17 protein-coding genes are annotated in these 16815 nt (G+C 70.1%); 6 read left to right on the forward strand and 11 right to left on the reverse strand.

Annotated elements, in window-relative coordinates; all coding sequences use genetic code 11:
• Positions 1-133 precede the first annotated feature (133 nt).
• The 3 genes from CFP71_RS22515 to CFP71_RS22525 form a co-directional block, all read right to left on the reverse strand.
• Positions 134-550, reverse strand: a complete 417-nt coding sequence (locus tag CFP71_RS22515; protein ID WP_093935927.1) for a DUF3040 domain-containing protein — start codon at positions 548-550, stop codon at positions 134-136.
• Between the two features lie 197 nt (positions 551-747).
• Entirely contained in the window at positions 748-1965 is a 1218-nt protein-coding gene (gene dinB, locus CFP71_RS22520) for a DNA polymerase IV (protein ID WP_093935928.1), read from the reverse strand.
• Between the two features lie 162 nt (positions 1966-2127).
• Entirely contained in the window at positions 2128-2862 is a 735-nt protein-coding gene (locus CFP71_RS22525) for a methyltransferase domain-containing protein (protein WP_093935929.1), read from the reverse strand.
• Between the two features lie 109 nt (positions 2863-2971).
• Here CFP71_RS22525 and CFP71_RS22530 point away from each other — a divergent pair, with 109 nt between their 5' ends.
• The 5 genes from CFP71_RS22530 to CFP71_RS22550 all read left to right on the forward strand — a co-directional run bounded on the left by CFP71_RS22530 (position 2972) and on the right by CFP71_RS22550 (position 7835).
• Positions 2972-3838 carry a ParA family protein gene (locus CFP71_RS22530; RefSeq protein WP_093935930.1) on the forward strand — a complete coding sequence of 289 codons (867 nt, stop codon included), beginning with the start codon at positions 2972-2974 and terminating at the stop codon, positions 3836-3838.
• A 6-nt stretch (positions 3839-3844) separates the two neighbouring features.
• Entirely contained in the window at positions 3845-4648 is an 804-nt protein-coding gene (locus CFP71_RS22535) for a DNA-formamidopyrimidine glycosylase family protein (RefSeq protein WP_093935931.1), read from the forward strand.
• A 125-nt stretch (positions 4649-4773) separates the two neighbouring features.
• Positions 4774-5823 (forward strand): adenosine deaminase, encoded by a 1050-nt coding sequence (gene add / locus CFP71_RS22540; RefSeq protein WP_093935932.1) that lies wholly within the window; start codon positions 4774-4776, stop codon positions 5821-5823.
• Between the two features lie 378 nt (positions 5824-6201).
• Positions 6202-6762, forward strand: a complete 561-nt coding sequence (locus CFP71_RS22545; protein WP_093935933.1) for a GNAT family N-acetyltransferase — start codon at positions 6202-6204, stop codon at positions 6760-6762.
• A gap of 23 nt (positions 6763-6785) precedes the next feature.
• Positions 6786-7835, forward strand: coding sequence for a quinone-dependent dihydroorotate dehydrogenase (locus CFP71_RS22550; RefSeq protein ID WP_093935934.1), 1050 nt, complete (start codon positions 6786-6788; stop codon positions 7833-7835).
• Here the strand turns inward: CFP71_RS22550 and CFP71_RS22555 are convergent.
• The 4 genes from CFP71_RS22555 to CFP71_RS22570 all read right to left on the reverse strand — a co-directional run bounded on the left by CFP71_RS22555 (position 7795) and on the right by CFP71_RS22570 (position 12928).
• Positions 7795-9429, reverse strand: a complete 1635-nt coding sequence (locus CFP71_RS22555) for an amidase family protein (RefSeq protein ID WP_093935935.1) — start codon at positions 9427-9429, stop codon at positions 7795-7797. The two genes, CFP71_RS22550 and CFP71_RS22555, sit on opposite strands and share 41 nt — an antisense overlap.
• 487 nt (positions 9430-9916) lie before the next feature.
• Positions 9917-10912 (reverse strand): phage shock envelope stress response protein PspM, encoded by a 996-nt coding sequence (pspM, locus tag CFP71_RS22560; RefSeq protein ID WP_093935936.1) that lies wholly within the window; start codon positions 10910-10912, stop codon positions 9917-9919.
• 71 nt (positions 10913-10983) lie between these two features.
• The gene (locus CFP71_RS22565; protein WP_020637705.1) at positions 10984-11826 is read right to left on the reverse strand and encodes a PspA/IM30 family protein; all 843 of its coding nucleotides are present in this window, start codon (positions 11824-11826) and stop codon (positions 10984-10986) included.
• Between the two features lie 220 nt (positions 11827-12046).
• Entirely contained in the window at positions 12047-12928 is an 882-nt protein-coding gene (locus CFP71_RS22570; protein WP_093935937.1) for an RNA polymerase sigma-70 factor, read from the reverse strand.
• 171 nt (positions 12929-13099) lie between these two features.
• Between CFP71_RS22570 and CFP71_RS22575 the strand changes: the two genes are divergently transcribed.
• A complete protein-coding gene (locus CFP71_RS22575; RefSeq protein ID WP_093935938.1) occupies positions 13100-13585 on the forward strand; it encodes a carboxymuconolactone decarboxylase family protein in 486 nt (161 codons plus the stop codon).
• 60 nt (positions 13586-13645) lie between these two features.
• Here the strand turns inward: CFP71_RS22575 and CFP71_RS22580 are convergent, their stop codons facing one another.
• The 4 genes from CFP71_RS22580 to rimO form a co-directional block, all read right to left on the reverse strand.
• Positions 13646-14092, reverse strand: a complete 447-nt coding sequence (locus CFP71_RS22580; RefSeq protein WP_167406234.1) for a helix-turn-helix domain-containing protein — start codon at positions 14090-14092, stop codon at positions 13646-13648.
• A gap of 101 nt (positions 14093-14193) precedes the next feature.
• Positions 14194-14655: a CinA family protein gene (locus CFP71_RS22585; RefSeq protein WP_093935940.1), complete on the reverse strand. Its 462-nt coding sequence runs from the start codon at positions 14653-14655 to the stop codon at positions 14194-14196.
• Positions 14652-15293 carry a CDP-diacylglycerol--glycerol-3-phosphate 3-phosphatidyltransferase gene (pgsA, locus tag CFP71_RS22590; protein ID WP_093935941.1) on the reverse strand — a complete coding sequence of 214 codons (642 nt, stop codon included), beginning with the start codon at positions 15291-15293 and terminating at the stop codon, positions 14652-14654. The genes CFP71_RS22585 and pgsA overlap by 4 nt, the downstream gene beginning before the upstream one ends.
• A complete protein-coding gene (gene rimO, locus CFP71_RS22595) occupies positions 15290-16738 on the reverse strand; it encodes a 30S ribosomal protein S12 methylthiotransferase RimO (RefSeq protein WP_093935942.1) in 1449 nt (482 codons plus the stop codon). The genes pgsA and rimO overlap by 4 nt, the downstream gene beginning before the upstream one ends.
• Positions 16739-16815 lie beyond the last annotated feature (77 nt).

Below are 16815 nucleotides of genomic sequence, written 5' to 3' on the forward strand. Positions count from 1 at the left end.
TCCAGGTGGTCGTGAGTGGTAAAGCGCGTTAGAACGACACTTACCACTCACGAGACCCACCCGGCCGACACGCAGGACAACGCGAACATGCCGACGAGGCCAGGCCCCGTCGGCATGTTCGCGTTTGTGAGAGCTACTGCTCCTCGAAGCGCTGGCGGAAGCGCTCTTCCATGCGCTGGGTGAACGAGCTCCGGCGCGGGGACGACTTACCGCCGCCTCCTCCGCCGGCCCCCGGGCCACCGCTCTCCTTACCGCCCTCCGATTCGGCTCCGTGCCGAATCGATGTGACGGCCATCATGACTCCGAAGAACATCACGAGGAACCCGAGCACGCTGATCACTGGGATCTCGGCCACCCGGATGTTGACCACCACGCCGAGCACCAAAAGTGCGACGCCCACTACGAACAGGGCGATGCCCTGCAAACGCCGTCGGCGGGCGGGGCGGCGCAACCGGGTGCCTCGCACCGTGGATGCGAACTTGGGGTCCTCGGCATAGAGCTCGCGCTCGATCTGATCGAGCAGCCGCTGCTCATGCTCGGAGAGTGGCATCTTTCCTCCTCCGGCACAGCTGTCGCGGGCGCCGGGCCGCGCAACGTCATGGACCCAACAGACAACCCCAGGCGGGGTGTCTCTGTCCAGGATACGAGCCCCGCGCTCGTCCGACTACCCGATCCCGTATCCGGAAGGGATCGAATTGGCCGAAACCACCCGACTCGGCTCTCTCGAAGACGGCTGAGCAGCCAATGTCACTGGTCACGGGGGGTCAGCAGTGACGCGGGCCGCACGGCGGCCGCACCGAACTTCGACCTCGCGACGTCGGCCGCGACTTCCGCATCCCGCCAACGGGGTTCCGATGAGTCGAAAAGCAGCTGCTCCCCATCACTCTCCGTGTCCAATCCCTCGACTCTTACGCCGATCAGGCGGACTGCGCCCGTCGGCGCGTGCTCGGTGAGGAGTTCGACGGCGGTGCGGTGGATGTCCCGGGCCACATCCACTCCGACGGCGGTTGTCCTGGCCCGGGTGATCGTCTTGAAATCCGCGAACCGGACCTTGATCGACACCGTCCGGCCGCGCAGCCCCCGGCGGCGCAGGGTCGCGGCGACGCGTTCCGACAACCGGAGCAGTTCCAGCCCGAGCGCCGAGCGGTCGTGGAGGTCGACGTCGAAGGTCACTTCGGCGCCGATCGACTTGTCCGGGGTCTCCGGGATCACCTCGCGTTCGTCGTGCCCGTTCGCGAGCGCCCACAGGTGCTCCCCCAGCGCCCGGCCCAGCGAGCGCCGCAAGCGGGCCAGCGGCGCGGTGGCGACGTCGGCGATGGTGTCGAGGCCCTGCTGCCGCAGATGTTCTTCCGTGCGCTTGCCGACGCCCCACAGCGCCGACACCGGCAGCGGGTGCAGGAACGCGAGCGTCTCGGCCGCCGGGACGACGACCATGCCGTCCGGTTTCGCCATCCCGGACGCCAGCTTGGCGACGAACTTGACCTTCGCGACGCCGACCGAACAGCTGATCCCGAAGTCGGCGGCCACCCGCTCCCGGATCCAGGCGCCGAGCCGCGCGGGCGAGGAGTCCAGCCGCTTGAGCGCCCCGCTGACGTCCAGGAAGGCCTCGTCCAGGCTGAGTGGCTCCACCAGAGGTGTCAGCTCGCGGAAGATCCCCATGACACCCTGGGACACCTCGCCGTACAAGCCGGGTGTCGGGGTGATGCAGATCAGCTGCGGGCAGAGCCGCTTGGCTGTCGAGAACGGCATGGCCGACCGGACGCCGAACTCGCGCGCCGCGTAGCTCGCGGCCGCGACGACCGACCTCGGGCCGCCGCCGGAGACGACCACCGGCTTGCCCGCCAGCTCCGGGCGCGTGCGCAGCTCACAGGACACGAAGAAGGCGTCCATGTCGACGTGCAGCAGGCCGCAGCCGGTGTCGTCGGGCCAGGTGGTGGCCCCGGTCGTCACCCGGTAGCGGGCCATCCCACCCGGCAGCTCAGCGTTTCTCCCCACGGGTGGACGCTAGCCGGGACCACCGACAATTCCCGCCGCGCCCGACCCCGAAGTGTCATGAAAGGGTCGTTCAGGACACTTTTCGTCCTGAACGACCCTTTCATGACATCCGGAGAAGCTCGCGACCGAGGGTCAGGCCGGGCGACGGGCCAGGACGTGCAGCCGGCTGGAGATGTCCCGCAGCGGCGACACGGAAGCGGCCGCCAGCTCGAACTCCGCCAGGTCCTCTTCCCGCACCCCGCCGGGCACGAAGTCCGCCACGACCCCGTCGCCTTGCAGCGAGATCACGTCGAGTCCGACGGCGATCAGCTGCGCGCGGAGAGCCTCGGCGTCGAAGCGCCGCAGCACGGTCTCCCGGCCGCCGCCCAGCACGCCGCTCTCGGCCGCGAGCAGCTCCCGCGCCTCGCCGAGCCGTCCGGCCAGCGCGCGCTGCAGGATCGCGGCGTGGCGGTTCGCCACCAGCACCGAGACCGCGCCGCCGGGTTTGACCGCGGCGGCCAGCGCGGCGAGGACGAGCGCCGGGTCGTCGACGACTTCGAGCAGTCCGTGCGCGAGGACGAGGTCGGCCGATCCGTCCGCGACGTGGGCTCCGAGCGCGTCGGAGTCGTCGGCGATCACGGTGATGCTGCCGGAGACGCCCTCCTCCTCCGCCCGGCGGCGCAGGGTCGCCAGGGCGTTCGGGTTGGGCTCGACCACGGTCACCAGGCAGCCCGCCGAGGCCAGTGGCACCGCCCAGCCGCCGCTGCCGCCGCCGACGTCGACGACGTGCGGCTGGTGTTCGCCTCGCGCTCGTGCGGCCCGGAGTTCTGCTTCGAGAACCCGGCGAACCGCCCCCGATCCCCGCGTGGCCACGGTGTCCGTCTTCATAAACGCACAGGGTAATGCCCGCCTTCGCCGGCCCGCCGGGTGTAGTCCGATGCGGTGTTCGACACCTTGCCAAGGAGCCGCCACGCCGACTGCCCGTAGGCTGTACCGAGTGCACACGGTCGCTGTTCTCAGCCTGAAGGGTGGCGTCGGCAAAACGACGGTCGCCCTCGGTGTCGCGTCCGCCGCGCTGCGTAGGGGCGCCCGGACTCTCGTGGCCGACCTCGACCCGCAAGGCAACGCCACCACCTCGCTGGACCCGCCCTTCACCGACCGCACGCTGGCCGACGTCCTGGAGACGCCGGTGCGCTCGGTGCTCGAACGCGCGATCGCGCCCAGCGTGTGGAGCGATCAGATCGACGTCCTCGTCGGCGCCGAAGAGCTGGAGATGCTCAACGAGCCCGACGCCGACAGCCGACGGCTGGAGAACCTCTCCCGCGCGCTCGACGAACTGCACACGAACCCGCTGCGCGAGGAACCGTACGAACTGGTGATCCTCGACTGCCCGCCGTCGCTCGGCAGGCTGACCCGCTCGGCGCTGGTGGCCGCGGACAGCGCCCTGATCGTCACCGAGCCGACGATGTACGCCGTCTCCGGTGCCCGCCGGGCGCTCGACGCGATCGAGAAGATCCGCGAGGAGCAGAACCCGGGCCTGCGGCCGATCGGCGTCGTGGTCAACAAGCTCCGCGTGCGCTCCTACGAGCACCAGTTCCGGGTGGCGGAGCTGCGGGAGAACTTCGGCCCGCTGGTCATGCCGACGGCCATCCCGGACAGGCTCGCGGTGCAGCAGGCGCAGGGCGCGTGCAGCCCGATCCACGAATGGCACTCCCCCGGCGCGCAGGAGATCGCGCTCACCTTCAACATGGTGCTGGCGAAGGTCCTCCGCTCCAGCCGGGCCGGACGGCATCGCGTCCGCGGCGAGGAAGAACCCGAGACCACCGAAGAGTCCGCCAAGCTGAGCGACACCGGCACCGGGTAGACGCCGATGCCCGAAGGCGACACCGTCTTCCTCGCCGGCAAGGTCCTCGACAAGGCACTGGCCGGGAAGACCCTGCTGCGCGGCGAGTTCAGGGTCCCGCGGCTGGCCACGACGGATCTCGCCGGACGCGACGTGCTCGGCGTCGGCACGGTCGGCAAGCATCTGCTGACCCGGTTGTCCGGCGATCTCACCCTGCACAGCCACCTCCGCATGGACGGCAAATGGGACGTCTACCGGACGGGCGCGCGCTGGCGGCATCCGGCGCATCAGGCCAGGGTCATCCTCGCCACCGAAGATCTGCAGGCGATCGGGTTCCGCGTGCACGACCTCGAACTCGTGCCCACGGACGAAGAACACCGGCTGGTCGGCCACCTCGGCCCGGATCTGCTCGATCCACAGTGGACGGATGAGCTGGCGGCGCGGGCAGCGGCCGCGCTGGCCGCGGATCCGGATCGTGAACTGGGCGACGCCTTGCTGGATCAGCGGATCATGGCGGGTATCGGGAACATGTACAAGGTCGAGATGTGCTTCCTGCTCGGCGTCACCCCGTGGACGCCGGTGTCCGGAGTGGACCCCGCCAAAGCCGTCGCGCTCGGCCGCAAACTGTTGAAGAGCAACGCCTGGCGCACCTCGCAGACCACGACCGGGGACCTGCGCCGCGGCCGTGAGCACTGGGTCTACGAGCGGACCAAACAAGGGTGTTTCCGCTGCGGCGGCAGGCTCCGGATCGAATCCCAGGGGCCCGGGCACCAGGCGAGACCGACCTGGTTCTGCCCGAAATGCCAGTCCGGACCCGCTCCCGGCGGCTAAGCTGGCTTCGTGACGCTGTTCAAGCTCCCGCTCTACGGGGCCGACACCGAACGCGGCGACCTCGCTCCCTGAGCCGCCCGCTCCCTCTCACGTCACCCTTCACTTCTTTCCCAGGGAGCTTTGTCATGCCCGGAATCCTCACGGGCGAGGCGCTGCGCGCGTTCGTGCACGCCCTGCCCAAGGTCGAACTCCACGTCCACCTCGTCGGCTCGGCGAGCCTGCCCACGGTCCTGGAACTGGCCCGGCGCCGCCCGTCGGCCGGGGTGCCGACCGAGGCGGGCGAACTCGCCCACTTCTTCACCTTCCGCGATTTCCCGCATTTCCTCCGCAACTACCTGGCGGTGACGTCGCTGGTGCGCGACGCCCGCGACATCCACACCCTCGTCACCGGGCTGGCGGCGGATCTGGCCGCGCAGAACGCCCGCTACGCCGAAGTGACGGTCACGCCCTACAACCACGTCCTCGACGGCATGTCGGCGGACGATCTGCTCACCGGTCTCGCCACCGGCAGGGCGGCGGCGCGCGCGGACCACGGAGTGGAACTGGCCTGGTGCTTCGACATTCCCGGCGAGAAGGGAGTCGTCGCCGGGCGCGAGACGGTCGTGTTCGCGCTCCGCGAACGTCCCGAGGGCCTGGTGTCCTTCGGGCTCGGAGGACCCGAGGTCGGGGTCGGCCGGGCGCAGTTCGCCCCGTTCTTCACCGCGGCGAGGGAAGCCGGGCTGCACAGCGTCCCGCACGCGGGCGAGACCACCGGACCGGCCACCGTCTGGTCGGCGGTGCACGATCTCGGCGCCGAACGGATCGGGCACGGCGTCGGCGCGCACACCGATCCGGCGCTCCTGGAATACCTTGCGAAGCAAAGGATCCCGCTGGAGGTCTGCCCCACGTCGAATATCCGTACCGGACAGTTCCCGTCGATCGAAGCGCATCCGGTGCGGCGCCTGCTCGACCACGGCGTGATGGTCACGCTCAACACCGACGACCCGCCGATGTTCGGCGCCACCCTGGACGGCGAGTACGTGGCGGTCGCCGAAACCCTGGGCCTGACGGCGGACGAAATCGCCCGGTTCGCGAAGAACGCCGTGGAAGCGTCTTTTCAGCCCTCGGCGGACAAAACGGCCCTCCTGACGGAGATCGAAGAAATCTTGTTGCAGGACCTCGAACCCCTCGCATAGCGTGGCGGTACACGAGAGAGGAGGTGGTCCTAAGTTGTATTCCAACAGGACTCGTGAGGTGACTGTCCGCTAGCGGACCGCACGCGTAGGACTTTTGAGCAGCGATACAACGCAAGTTGGAGCCACCTTCGGCTCGTCGTCTCTGCTTCGCGTGGTGCCTGATAGCGAATACCAGGCAGTCACCGGGCCCCCGAGGTTCCCGAGCACCGGTCCGGCTCGGGCCCGGCCGCCGATTCCGGCGTCCGGGAGCCGCCTCGGGGGTACCCCTATTTCCGGGTTACTCCCTTTGCCCGGGGCGATGTGACCATCCACCGCCCCGGAGAACCGTCCGCCACTGTTCCCGTCCCGGGAACCCCGCCGACTGGATAGCCTGACGCCATGTTGAGGCCCGACTTCCCGATCACCACCCCGCGCCTGACCCTCCGCGCCTTCACCCCCGCGGATCTCGACGAACTCAACTCCTTCCAGTCCCGCGCCGACGTCGCCCGCTACCTCTACTGGGGTCCGCGCAGCCGGGCCGAATCCGCCGCCGCGCTCGCCAAACGGGTGCACAGCAGCAGTCTTTCGAAGGAAGGTCAGCTCCTCGCGGTTGCCGTGGAACTGACCGAGACCGGGCAGCTGATCGGCGACCTGAACCTCGAATACCTCAGCAGCGAGCACCGGCAGGGCGAGATCGGGTTCGTCTTCCACCCCGATCACCACGGCAAGGGGTTCGCCGCGGAGGCCGCCACCGAACTGCTGCGGCTCGGCTTCGAGGAGCTGGGCCTGCACCGGATCATCGGCCGCTGTGACGGGCGCAACACCGCGTCGGCCACGCTGATGGAGCGCCTGGGCATGCGCAAGGAAGCGCACCTGCGCGAGAACGAGGTCGTCAAGGGCGAATGGACCGACGAACTCGTCTTCGCGATGCTGGAAGACGAGTGGAAGGCGAGCGCCTAGATCTCACCAGGCATGATGGGGCCGTGTTCTTCGACAAGATCGTCCGCCCCGCGCTCTACCGGGTCTCCGGCGGCGACCCCGAAACCGTGCACGAACGCACCATCGGCACGCTCGCCGGGCTGAGCCGGTTCTCCCCCGCGCTCGGCGCGCTCGGCCGCGTCTACCGGACGGACGATCCGGTCACCTTCCTCGGTCTCCGCTTCCCCAACCGGGTCGGCCTCGCCGCCGGGATGGACAAGAACGGCCGCGCGCTGCACGCGTGGCCCGCGCTCGGCTTCGGCTTCGTCGAGGTCGGCACGGTCACCCGGCATCCGCAGCCGGGCAACGACAAGCCGCGGCTGTTCACCCTCGCCGGGACCGACGCGGTGATCAACCGGATGGGCTTCAACAACGAAGGCGCGGAAGCACTCGCCGCCCGCCTCGCCGCGAGCGGGAAGCCGCCGGTGCCGCTCGGGGTCAGCATCGGCAAGTCCAAGGTCACCCCGCTCGACGAGGCCGTCGAGGACTACCGGTTCTCGCTGCGGGCGCTGTATCCGTACGCCGACTATTTCGCGATCAACGTCAGTTCCCCGAACACACCGGGGCTGCGGGCGTTGCAGGACAAGTCCGCGCTGGCGGAGCTGCTCGCCGAGCTCCGGAAGACCTCGGCCGAACTCGCGGGTGCCGCGAAGCCGACGCCGGTGCTGGTGAAGGTCGCCCCCGATCTCACCGACGAAGCGCTCGCGGAACTGCTGGAGGTCTGTCTCGACCACGGCGTCGCCGGGCTGATCGCGACCAATACGACGTTGTCCCGCGAAGGGATCGCGCCGCCCGAGGCCGCCGTCGGCGAGCAGGCGGGCGGCCTTTCCGGCCGCCCGCTCACCGCTCGCTCGGTCGAGGTGGTGCGGTTCGTGCACGACGAAACCGGCGGCAAGCTGCCGATCATCGGCGTCGGCGGGATCTTCGACGCCGGTGCCGCCGCCCGGATGCTCGACGCCGGCGCCGGTCTCGTCCAGCTCTACACCGGTTTCGCCTTGCACGGTCCCGGTCTGGTCAAGCGGGTCGCCCGAGGTCTCGCGGCCCGGCCGTACTGACGAACCGCAGGTACGCCCGCCAGCACTGGTACCGCGTCAGCTCCGTCGCCGTCGCCGAGGCGGCCTGGTCACAAAGGACGGCCAGCGGCGTGTCCCCGTTCTCCAGGCGGATCCGGCCGAGGACGAACGGCGCGGGCAGCGTGGCCGCGAAGGCCCCGAGCGCGGCCGGCGAAAGCCGCCAGCGTTCACCCGAAAGCATCGTGTGCTCGCCCGTGGCGCTCACCGGCACCACGCCCGGCTGGGGTGGTTCGGTGGGCAGCAACAGCATCCGATATCCCTCGGCGGTCTGGACCAGCCCGGTGAACCGCGCCCCGGCGGTGACCAGCCGGTCGTTCAGCGGCTGCCCGCGCAGATGCGCGCCGAACACCACGAGATCCGCACCCGGTGCGGGGTAAGGGAAGTCGGCCTGTTCGTCGGTGAGCACGGCGGCGAGGTCGATGGCGACCTGGTCATCGAACGGCCGCACCACCACCGACACCCCGTACGGCCCGAGATCCGACGGCGACGACGGCACCGTGACCGCGGCGAGGTCGAGCAGGTTGACGAACGCCGTGAACCGCTCCAGCCGTTTCACGACACCGTCCGGATCGGACAGCGCCTCGGCGACCTCGGGGTGGTCCGCGACGGTCGGGAGGACCAGGGCGTCGTACTCGGACAGCATCCGGAGCGCGAGCATCCCGGCCTCGGCGACACGCTGCCTGTCGGCGGTGAAGCCGTCGTCATGGATCAACTCGCCCACCGCCAGCAACGCCGAGACCTCGACCGTCTCGACGAGTGCCCCGGACGCCCGCAGCGCGGAAACCGCGCCGAGGAAAGCGGAGCGGGACTGCAAGGACAGTCCGGTGAGCGTCCCGGAGCCCGGGATCGCCACCTTCGGCCGATCCCCGGCCGAAAGGCGGACGTCCGGGGGCCAGTCACGAGCGAGCGGGTCGGCCTCGTCGGGACCGGTCATCAAACCCAGCGCGCGCTGGCCCAGCGTGAGACTGCGCGCGAACACGGCGATCCCGCCGCACGGCGCGGCACCGGTCTTGGGCACGAGGCCGAGTGTCGGTTTCAAGCCGACGATCCCGTTGAGCGACGCGGGAACCCGGCCCGCCCCCGCCGTGTCCGTGCCGACCGCCAGATCGACGAGGCCGAGCGCGACGGCGACGGCCGCGCCGCTGCTCGCGCTCCCGGAGACCTTGGCGGTGTTCAGCGCGGCGCTCACGACGCCGTACGGGCTGCGGGTGTGCTCGAGATCGGCGCCGAACCGATCGCAGTTGGTCTGGCCGATCACCACCGCCCCGGCCTCGGTCAGCCGGGACACCGAAGGGGCGCTGGCGCAGCAGACCTCGTCCCCTGTCCCGGGTAGACCGGCGACGTCGACGGTGTCGGCGACCGCCACCAGGGTTCCGGCGAGCGGCAGGTCCGCGCCCGCGCGGACCCGTTCGTCGACAGCCTTCGCCTCCACGAGGGCGTCTTCCACGGGGCGGAGGGCGATCCAGACGTCGGGCCGGTCGACCTCGGCGATCCGGTCGTAGGCGGCGATGGCGCGCTGGTAGGAACTGGGAGGCGGCGCGGGGATCGGCTCTGGTTCTGGAGGGAGCGTCGTCACTGGGGCGTCCTTTCCTCGGTGGGGGGGGGGACGAGAAAGACCACTGCGCGAGATCCACTGTGTCCGGTCCGCCACCCTGGGACGCCCGCTCACGCGGGCTGGGTTCAGGCCCGAGCTGGGAGAAGCACTGCGTGCATGAGAAAAACGTTAGGCATCGCGCGTTGCCGTCACCAGCGGTTTCGGGTTACGCGAGCATTTCGGTACCGCACAGTGAGCGAGTCGTTACGCAATGGAGTATTAGCGACGACGAATGAGACGATTGTCCAGGAAAGCGCCTGCTCAGCCCGCGTGCTCGAAGACCGAACTCACGTGCTTGAAGCCGGAACTCACGTGATTGGAGGCGGGACTCACGTGATTGTAAGCGGATCTCGCGTGATCAGGCGGGCACCGGTGAGATCCGCCTTCAAGCACGCGAGATCCGTGTCCGAGCACGCGAGTCACGGGTTCAAGCACGCGAGTTCCGGGTTAGAGCACGCGAGTTCCGGGTTCAGGACAGTTCGCGCAGGGCCATCGCGAGGCCGGCGAGCTTGTCGGTCGCGTCGGAGAGCGATTCCTTGGACGACGTCATGCCGTCCGAGCTCGCGGCGACGGTGTGCCCGGCGGCCGCGACGAGACCGCCGTAGCCGTCGAGGCCGTCTTCGAGCTGCTCGCGCAGTTGCTTGATGGCGGCGTCGAGGGCGCCTCGTTCCCGCTCGGGCGCGGAGTCGCGGCCGCGTTCGATGGCCTGGATCCGGCCCGCCAGCCCGCGCAGGGCCTGCGCGGCCTCGGCGGCGGTGGTCCGGGCGTCCGCGACGGCGATCTCCGAGACCGGCATGGTGCCGAGTGACGTCGGCTGCGAAAGCTGGCGAAGCAGCTCCGCCAGCGAAGCCTCGCTCTCGACGAGGCGCTCCATCGGAGCCCGCGCGACGGACCGCGCCGGGGGCAGCGGCGGCGGGGCGGCGGGCGCGGCGGGCAGCACGGTGCGCTTGAGCGTCCGCAGCCGCAGTCCCGACTTGACCCCGAAGGTGCCGAAGATGACGGTGAACGCGCCGCCCGCGATGGCCTGGAGGACGTCGGCCTGGCCCGCCTTCAGCAGGCCTGCGCCGGCGACGAACGCGTACAGTCCACAAAGGATGGTGAGGAGGATCCAGAAGGTCAGCGCACGGGACGTGCGGCGCTTCTGTCTCTCCAGTTTGGCCGCGGGCTCGTTCCAGCGGGCCCACTTGGCCTTCGCCTCGGCGACCACCGGGATCTGCCCCGACGCCATCGAAGTCAGCTGCTGCGAGATCTTCGGCATGGCCGGCATCTGCGGCATCGGAGGACGCGGCCGCGGCGGCTGCACCGGTCGAGACTGGGCGGGCCGAGAGGAAGAGCCCTGCTCGGAGGGCGGGATGTAGCGCTGCAGCTTCTCCTGCGCGCGTTGGGCGTAGTCGGGCAGCTTCTCGATGTGCTTCTCAAGCTTGGCGGTGAACTCCCCGAAGTCCTTGCGCCTGCCCTGCCCCATTGCCCTCTCCCCTGTCTTCAGGTGAGACCGGTCCCGCACCCGCGGGTGCGGGACCGGCTCCCGTTGATGTGTCAGGCGGGGTTCTTGCCCTGTTCGGCCTGAACCCGTGCCTGGATCTCACGCTGGATGTCCGCACCGCTCGACGCCTTCGGCGCGGCGGCGGTCTTGCCGTCGGTCACCTGAGCGACGGAGTCGCCCTTCATGGACGCGCGGATCTGCTCCAGCCGCGAGTGCCCCGCGAGCTGCGTCGTGGAGGCCTGGACCTCCATCATCCGGCCCTGGACGGAGTTCTGTGCGAGTTCGGCCGAGCCGAGCGCCGTGGTGTAGCGCTTCTCGATCTTGTCGCGAACGTCCTCCAGCGACGGGGTGTTGCCCGGCGCGGCCAGCTGGCTCATCTGGTTCAGCGAAGCGGAGACCTGCTCCTGCATCTTCGCCTGCTCCAGCTGCGAGAGCAGCTTGGTGCGCTCGGCCAGCTTCTGCTGCAGCATGGTCGCGTTGCGCTCGACGGCCTTCTTCGCCTGCTCCGCCGCCTGAAGCGACTGGTCGTGCAGGGTCTTCAGGTCCTCGATGCTCTGCTCGGCGGTGACGAGCTGCGCGGCGAAGCTCTCCGCCGCGTTCTCGAACTCGGTCGCCTTCTGCTCATCGCCCTTGGCACGCGCCTCGTCGGCGAGCACCAGCGCCTGGCGGGTCGAAGCCTGAAGCTTCTCCACGTCGCCGAGCTGACGGTTCAGCTTCATCTCCAGCTGACGCTGGTTACCGATCACCGAGGCGGCCTGCTGGGTCAGCGCCTGGTGGTTGCGCTGTGCCTCCTCGATGGCCTGCTGGATCTGTACCTTCGGGTCGGCGTGCTCGTCGATCTTCGACGAGAACGCCGCCATCATGTACTTCCAGAACTTCACGAACGGGTTGGCCATCTCCTCCGCCTGCCTTCTCGCATCCCACGGGCTGTTACCTCGAGGTGGGGCGTCCCCTCTTTGATGTTGCAACGTCCCGACCCCGGCGTTGAGTTCCATCGTGTCAGGTCGGCGTCCCGCGTTCCAGGCGACCCCGACGGAATTCAGGGATCCCCCTGACTGTGATGTCCACGACCTTTCGGGTTCACCGGCCGGTGACCCTGGGTGAAGACGGCCCGAGTCAGCGGCGCAGAGCGGTCTCCTCTGCCAGGCGTGACAACTTCTCGGGGTTGCGGACGGCGTAGAGACCGGTGATGAGCCCGTCCTCGACGCGCAGCGCGATGACGGTGTCGACCTCGCCGCCGAACCGCAGGATCAACGCGGGATACCCGTTGACCTGCGCCTCCAGCATCGACGCCGCCTCGTCCCGCGCCGGACGGCTCGCCGCCAGCAGCGGCGCGACCCGCGCGGCGCCGACCACGGGTTCCAGCACGGCCCGCACCACCCCTCCCCCGTCACCGAGGAAGACGACGTCGGGTGAGAGGACGTCGAGCAGTCCCTGGAGGTCACCGGTCCGGACCGCCCGGTGGAAGGCGTCGAGCACGTCCCGGGTCTCTGCCGGGGACGCGCCACCCCTCGGCCGCCGGGCGGCGACGTGCGCCCGGGCCCGGTGGGCGATCTGGTGGACCGCGGCCGGGGTCTTGCCGACGGCCTCGGCGATCTCGTCGTAGGCCACGGCGAACACCTCGCGCAGCACGAACACCGCGCGCTCGGTCGGGGTGAGCGTCTCCAGCACCAGCAGCATCGCCATCGAGACGCTGTCGGCGAGCTCGACGTCGTCGGCCACGTCGGGTGTGGTGAGCAGCGGTTCCGGCAGCCAAGGTCCGACGTAGGACTCCTTGCGGCGGCCGAGGGTGCGCAGCCTGCCGAGCGCCTGCCGGGTCGTGATGCGGACGAGGTACGCCCGTGGGTTCTCCACCGCGGCGAGCTCGACGCCCGACCAGCGCAACCAGGTCTCCTGGAGGACGTCCTCCGCGTCGGCGGCCGAGCCGAGCATCTCGTAGGCGACGGTGAAGAGCAGGTTCCGGTGGGCGACGAACGCCTCCGTGGCGGTGTCGGACATGGACTGCTCCTGTTCCTGGGGATGGTGTCCCCCACCAGACACCGGACCTCGCCGGTTTCTGACACGTCCACGACGTGGCGCACGTCACGCCTTCGTGTTGTCAGCGCTTCCCGCCCACCGGCATCTGGTGGTCGTCCGGTTCAGCACACGACCACGAATGAGGGCGAGATCATGGATTCCCGTTTCGATCTGAACAGCAACGAGCTCGGCGCGAAGATCGGCAAGCGCTTCGCAGGAGTCAGTGTGGCCATCAAGGGCTCGACACTGCCGAAGGTCGTCCAGGAGCTGGTGTCGCTGCGGGCCAGCCAGGTCAACGGCTGCGGCTACTGCGTCGACGCGCACGCCAAGGACCTGGCCGCCGCCGGCGAACCCGCGGTCCGGGTCAACCTGGTCGCCGCCTGGCGCGAAGCGACCGTGTTCACCGAGGCCGAGCAGGCGGCGCTGGCGCTCGCGGAGGAAGGCAGCCGCCTCGCCGACGCGGCCCAGGGCGTCTCGGACGAGACCTGGTCGCAGGTGCGCGAGCACTACGACGACGACCAGGTCGCCGCGCTGATCTACCTGGTCGCGATGATCAATGCCGCCAACCGGCTGCTCGTGATCACGCACACCAAGGGTGGCTCCTACCAGGCGGGCACGTTCGACAGCGCCGCGAGCTGACGCGGGGAACGGGAGAGGCCCCAGGCAGTCCGCCTGGGGCCTCTCGGCGTTCACGTCTCGCTAAGCGGCGACCATCTTCGGTGCGGAGATCGTCGTCCGCAACGCGGGGCTCATCCGCGGCGGCGGCGAGATCCGCAGGTCGGCCAGGTCGTTGCCGATCAGCTCGGACACCAGGTGACCGCCTTCGAGGCCCGCTTCGGCGCTTTCCCGCTCCGGAGCGCGCCGCTTGCCCGCTTCGACCTTCTCGTCCACCGGGGCGACCTCGACGTTGTCGATCGCCGAGACGTCCGCGGCGACCTTGTGCAGGAGTTCGCCCAGCGGAAGGTCCAGGGCCTCGCAAATGGACGCCAGCAGCTCGCTGGACGCCTCCTTCTGCCCGCGCTCGACCTCGGAGAGGTAACCGAGGCTCACCCTGGCGGCGCGGGAGATGTCCCGCAGCGTTCGACGCTGGTTCGTGCGGGCGTGTCGGAGCCGGTCGCCGATCGCCTCGCGCAACAGCACGGTCATCACGCGCCTCCCTTCCAGGACTGACTACCCCCTACGTTACCCAGAGCGGTGCCCCGGGCGCAGGTGTTGACACGGCAATACGCCAAGGGCGAACGCGGCGATCATGCGAGATGTTCCCCCAGCAGGGCGAACGCGCCACGCACCGCGCCGTCCCTAACCGAGGCTCGATCGCCGCTCAAGTCCAGCGTACGGACGGTGAGCACGTCCGGCCCGGCGAGCCCGACGTGGACGGTGCCGGGGGCGACGCCGTCCTGTCCGGCCGGACCCGCGACGCCGGTCAGGCCGAGGCCCCAGGTGGCGCCGCACCGCTCCCGCGCGCCGGTGGCGAGCTGCGCCGCGACCTCGGGATGCACGGCACCGTGCGCGGCGAGGAGGTCTTCGTCGACCCCGGCAAGCGTCGCCTTGAGGTCGGTGGCGTAGACGATCAGGCCGCCGCGGACGACGGCACTCGATCCGGGGATCTCGGTCAACCTCGCGCAGACCAGACCGGCGGTCAGCGACTCGGCCGTCGCCACCGTCTCTTTGCGCTCGATCAGGTGAGTGATCAAGGTCTCAGCATTCATGCGCCGGCGGCACGCCTTCCGGCGGAGCGCAGCCGCACCGCGCGCACGACGTAGTCGAGCCCGGTCACCACGGTCAGCGCGAGCGCGAGCCCCATCAGCACCCAGCGCACCGGCTCGGCGGACGCGGGCAGGGGCAGCAGGTACGCGGTGATGGCCGCGATCTGCGCGAGCGTCTTGGCCTTGCCGCCCCGGCTGGCCGGGATGACGCCGTGCCGGATCACCCAGAACCGCAGCAGCGTCACGCCGATCTCGCGGATCGCGATGACGATGGTGACCCACCAGCCCAGTTCGCCGAGCACGCTCAGCCCGATCAGCGCGGCGCCGATCAGCGCCTTGTCGGCGATCGGGTCGGCGATCTTGCCGAAGTCGGTGATCAGCCCGTACTTGCGCGCGACCCAGCCGTCGACCTGGTCGGTGAACGACGCGATCGCGAACAACGCGGTGGCGATCGCCCGCCAGAAGGTGTCCACCCCGTCCCCGGCGAACAGCGCCATCACGAACAGCGGCACCAGCACCAGCCGCGACATCGTGAGCAGGTTCGCCAGGTTCAGGGTCGGGACCGGGGTCGCCTCGGGTACCCGGGCGTGCTCGCCGCCCGTTCCCTCACCGGCCCCGGCGTCGCTCGGGGCGGCACTCACCGGTCGGCCTCGGGCGGCGCGGGCCGCACGATCAGGTCGACGCCCTCGGAGTCGACGACCTCGCAGCGCACGAAGTCCCCCACCGCCAGGGCGGGCAGGTCGTCCGTCTCGATCAGGACGCATTCGCCGTCGACCTCGGGGGCCTGGTGCGCGGCGCGGCCGATCGGGTCCTCGCCGTCCTCGGCCTGCTCGATCAGGACGTCGACGAAGTCGCCGATGCGGTCCTCGGCCCGCTGCGAGGTCAGCTCCTCGACCAGCGCCGAGATCCGCGCGACCCGCTCGGCCACCACGGACTCGTCGAGCTTGCCGTCGAAGGTCTCGGCCTCGGTGCCGTCCTCGTCCGAGTAACCGAAGACACCCACGGCGTCGAGGCGCGCGCCGTTCAGGAAGCGCTCCAGCTCGGCGACGTCCTCTTCGGTCTCGCCGGGGAACCCGACGATGACGTTGGTGCGGATGCCGGCGTTCGGCGAGTACTCGCGGATCTGCTCGCACAGCGCGAGGAACGAGTCCGTGGAGCCGAAGCGGCGCATGCGGCGCAGCACGGTCTCGCTGGAGTGCTGGAACGACAGGTCGAAGTAGTCGGCGACGCCCGGTGTGGTCGCGATGGCCTTGACCAGGCCGGGACGCGTCTCGGCGGGCTGCAGGTAGGAGACGCGGACGCGTTCGATGCCGGGCACCTCGGCCAGCCGCGGGACCAGCAGTTCCAGCGCGCGGGCGCCGTCGCGGCCGAAGTCCTTGCCGTAGGAGGTGGAGTTCTCCGAGACGAGGAAGACCTCCTTGACGCCGTTCTCGGCGAGCCACATCGCCTCGGCGACGATCTCGTCCGGCTGCCGGGACACGAAGGAGCCGCGGAACGACGGGATCGCGCAGAACGAGCAGCGGCGGTCGCAACCGGAGGCGATCTTCAGCGCGGCCACCGGGGAGGTGTCGAGCCTGGTCCGCAGCACGCGCGGGCCCCAGCCGTGCTGCGCGTGCCCCGGCACCTCGACCGACTCGGCGGCTGTCGGGCGCTGGACCGGGCTGATCGGCAGCAGCTTGCGGCGGTCCGACGGCGTGTGGGACTCGACCTTGCGGCCCGCCACGACGTCGTCCAGACGCTCGGCGAGGTCGGCGTAGTGGTCGAAACCCAGGACCGCGTCGGCCTCGGGCAGGCTCTCGGCCAGCTCGTTGCCGTAGCGCTCGGCCATGCAGCCGACGGCGACGACCTTCTTGCCGGTGTCGGACGCCGCGAGCAGCGTGTCGACCGAGTCCTTCTTGGCGGACTCGACGAAGCCGCAGGTGTTGACGACCACGACGTCGGAGTCCTCGGGCTCGGCGGCGAGCTCCCAGCCGCCCGCCGCCAGCCGTCCGGCGAGTTCCTCGGAATCGACCTCGTTGCGGGCGCAACCGAGGGTCAGCAAGGACACGCGGCGGGTGGCGACAGGATCAGTGGTGGGAGAAGGCACGTGCCTTAGGGTAGCTGGCCTGTTCGCGGGGTCGCCGATCGCTCGCTCGGGCGAGCCCTCGACCGGGCCGGGCCGCG

The sequence above is a fragment of the Amycolatopsis thailandensis genome (genome assembly GCF_002234405.1).
GTDB lineage: Bacteria > Actinomycetota > Actinomycetes > Mycobacteriales > Pseudonocardiaceae > Amycolatopsis > Amycolatopsis thailandensis.

Excerpts from the sequence above, each read along its gene's own strand:
- CFP71_RS22515 (WP_093935927.1), bottom strand. The coding sequence starts at position 550 with ATGCCACTCTCCGAGCATGAGCAGCGGCTGCTCGATCAGATCGAGCGC.
- dinB (WP_093935928.1), bottom strand. The coding sequence starts at position 1,965 with ATGGCCCGCTACCGGGTGACGACCGGGGCCACCACCTGGCCCGACGAC.
- CFP71_RS22525 (WP_093935929.1), bottom strand. The coding sequence starts at position 2,862 with ATGAAGACGGACACCGTGGCCACGCGGGGATCGGGGGCGGTTCGCCGG.
- CFP71_RS22535 (WP_093935931.1), top strand. The coding sequence starts at position 3,845 with ATGCCCGAAGGCGACACCGTCTTCCTCGCCGGCAAGGTCCTCGACAAG.
- add (WP_093935932.1), top strand. The coding sequence starts at position 4,774 with ATGCCCGGAATCCTCACGGGCGAGGCGCTGCGCGCGTTCGTGCACGCC.
- CFP71_RS22545 (WP_093935933.1), top strand. The coding sequence starts at position 6,202 with ATGTTGAGGCCCGACTTCCCGATCACCACCCCGCGCCTGACCCTCCGC.
- pspM (WP_093935936.1), bottom strand. The coding sequence starts at position 10,912 with ATGGGGCAGGGCAGGCGCAAGGACTTCGGGGAGTTCACCGCCAAGCTT.
- CFP71_RS22565 (WP_020637705.1), bottom strand. The coding sequence starts at position 11,826 with ATGGCCAACCCGTTCGTGAAGTTCTGGAAGTACATGATGGCGGCGTTC.
- CFP71_RS22570 (WP_093935937.1), bottom strand. The coding sequence starts at position 12,928 with ATGTCCGACACCGCCACGGAGGCGTTCGTCGCCCACCGGAACCTGCTC.
- CFP71_RS22575 (WP_093935938.1), top strand. The coding sequence starts at position 13,100 with ATGGATTCCCGTTTCGATCTGAACAGCAACGAGCTCGGCGCGAAGATC.
- CFP71_RS22580 (WP_167406234.1), bottom strand. The coding sequence starts at position 14,092 with ATGACCGTGCTGTTGCGCGAGGCGATCGGCGACCGGCTCCGACACGCC.
- CFP71_RS22585 (WP_093935940.1), bottom strand. The coding sequence starts at position 14,655 with ATGAATGCTGAGACCTTGATCACTCACCTGATCGAGCGCAAAGAGACG.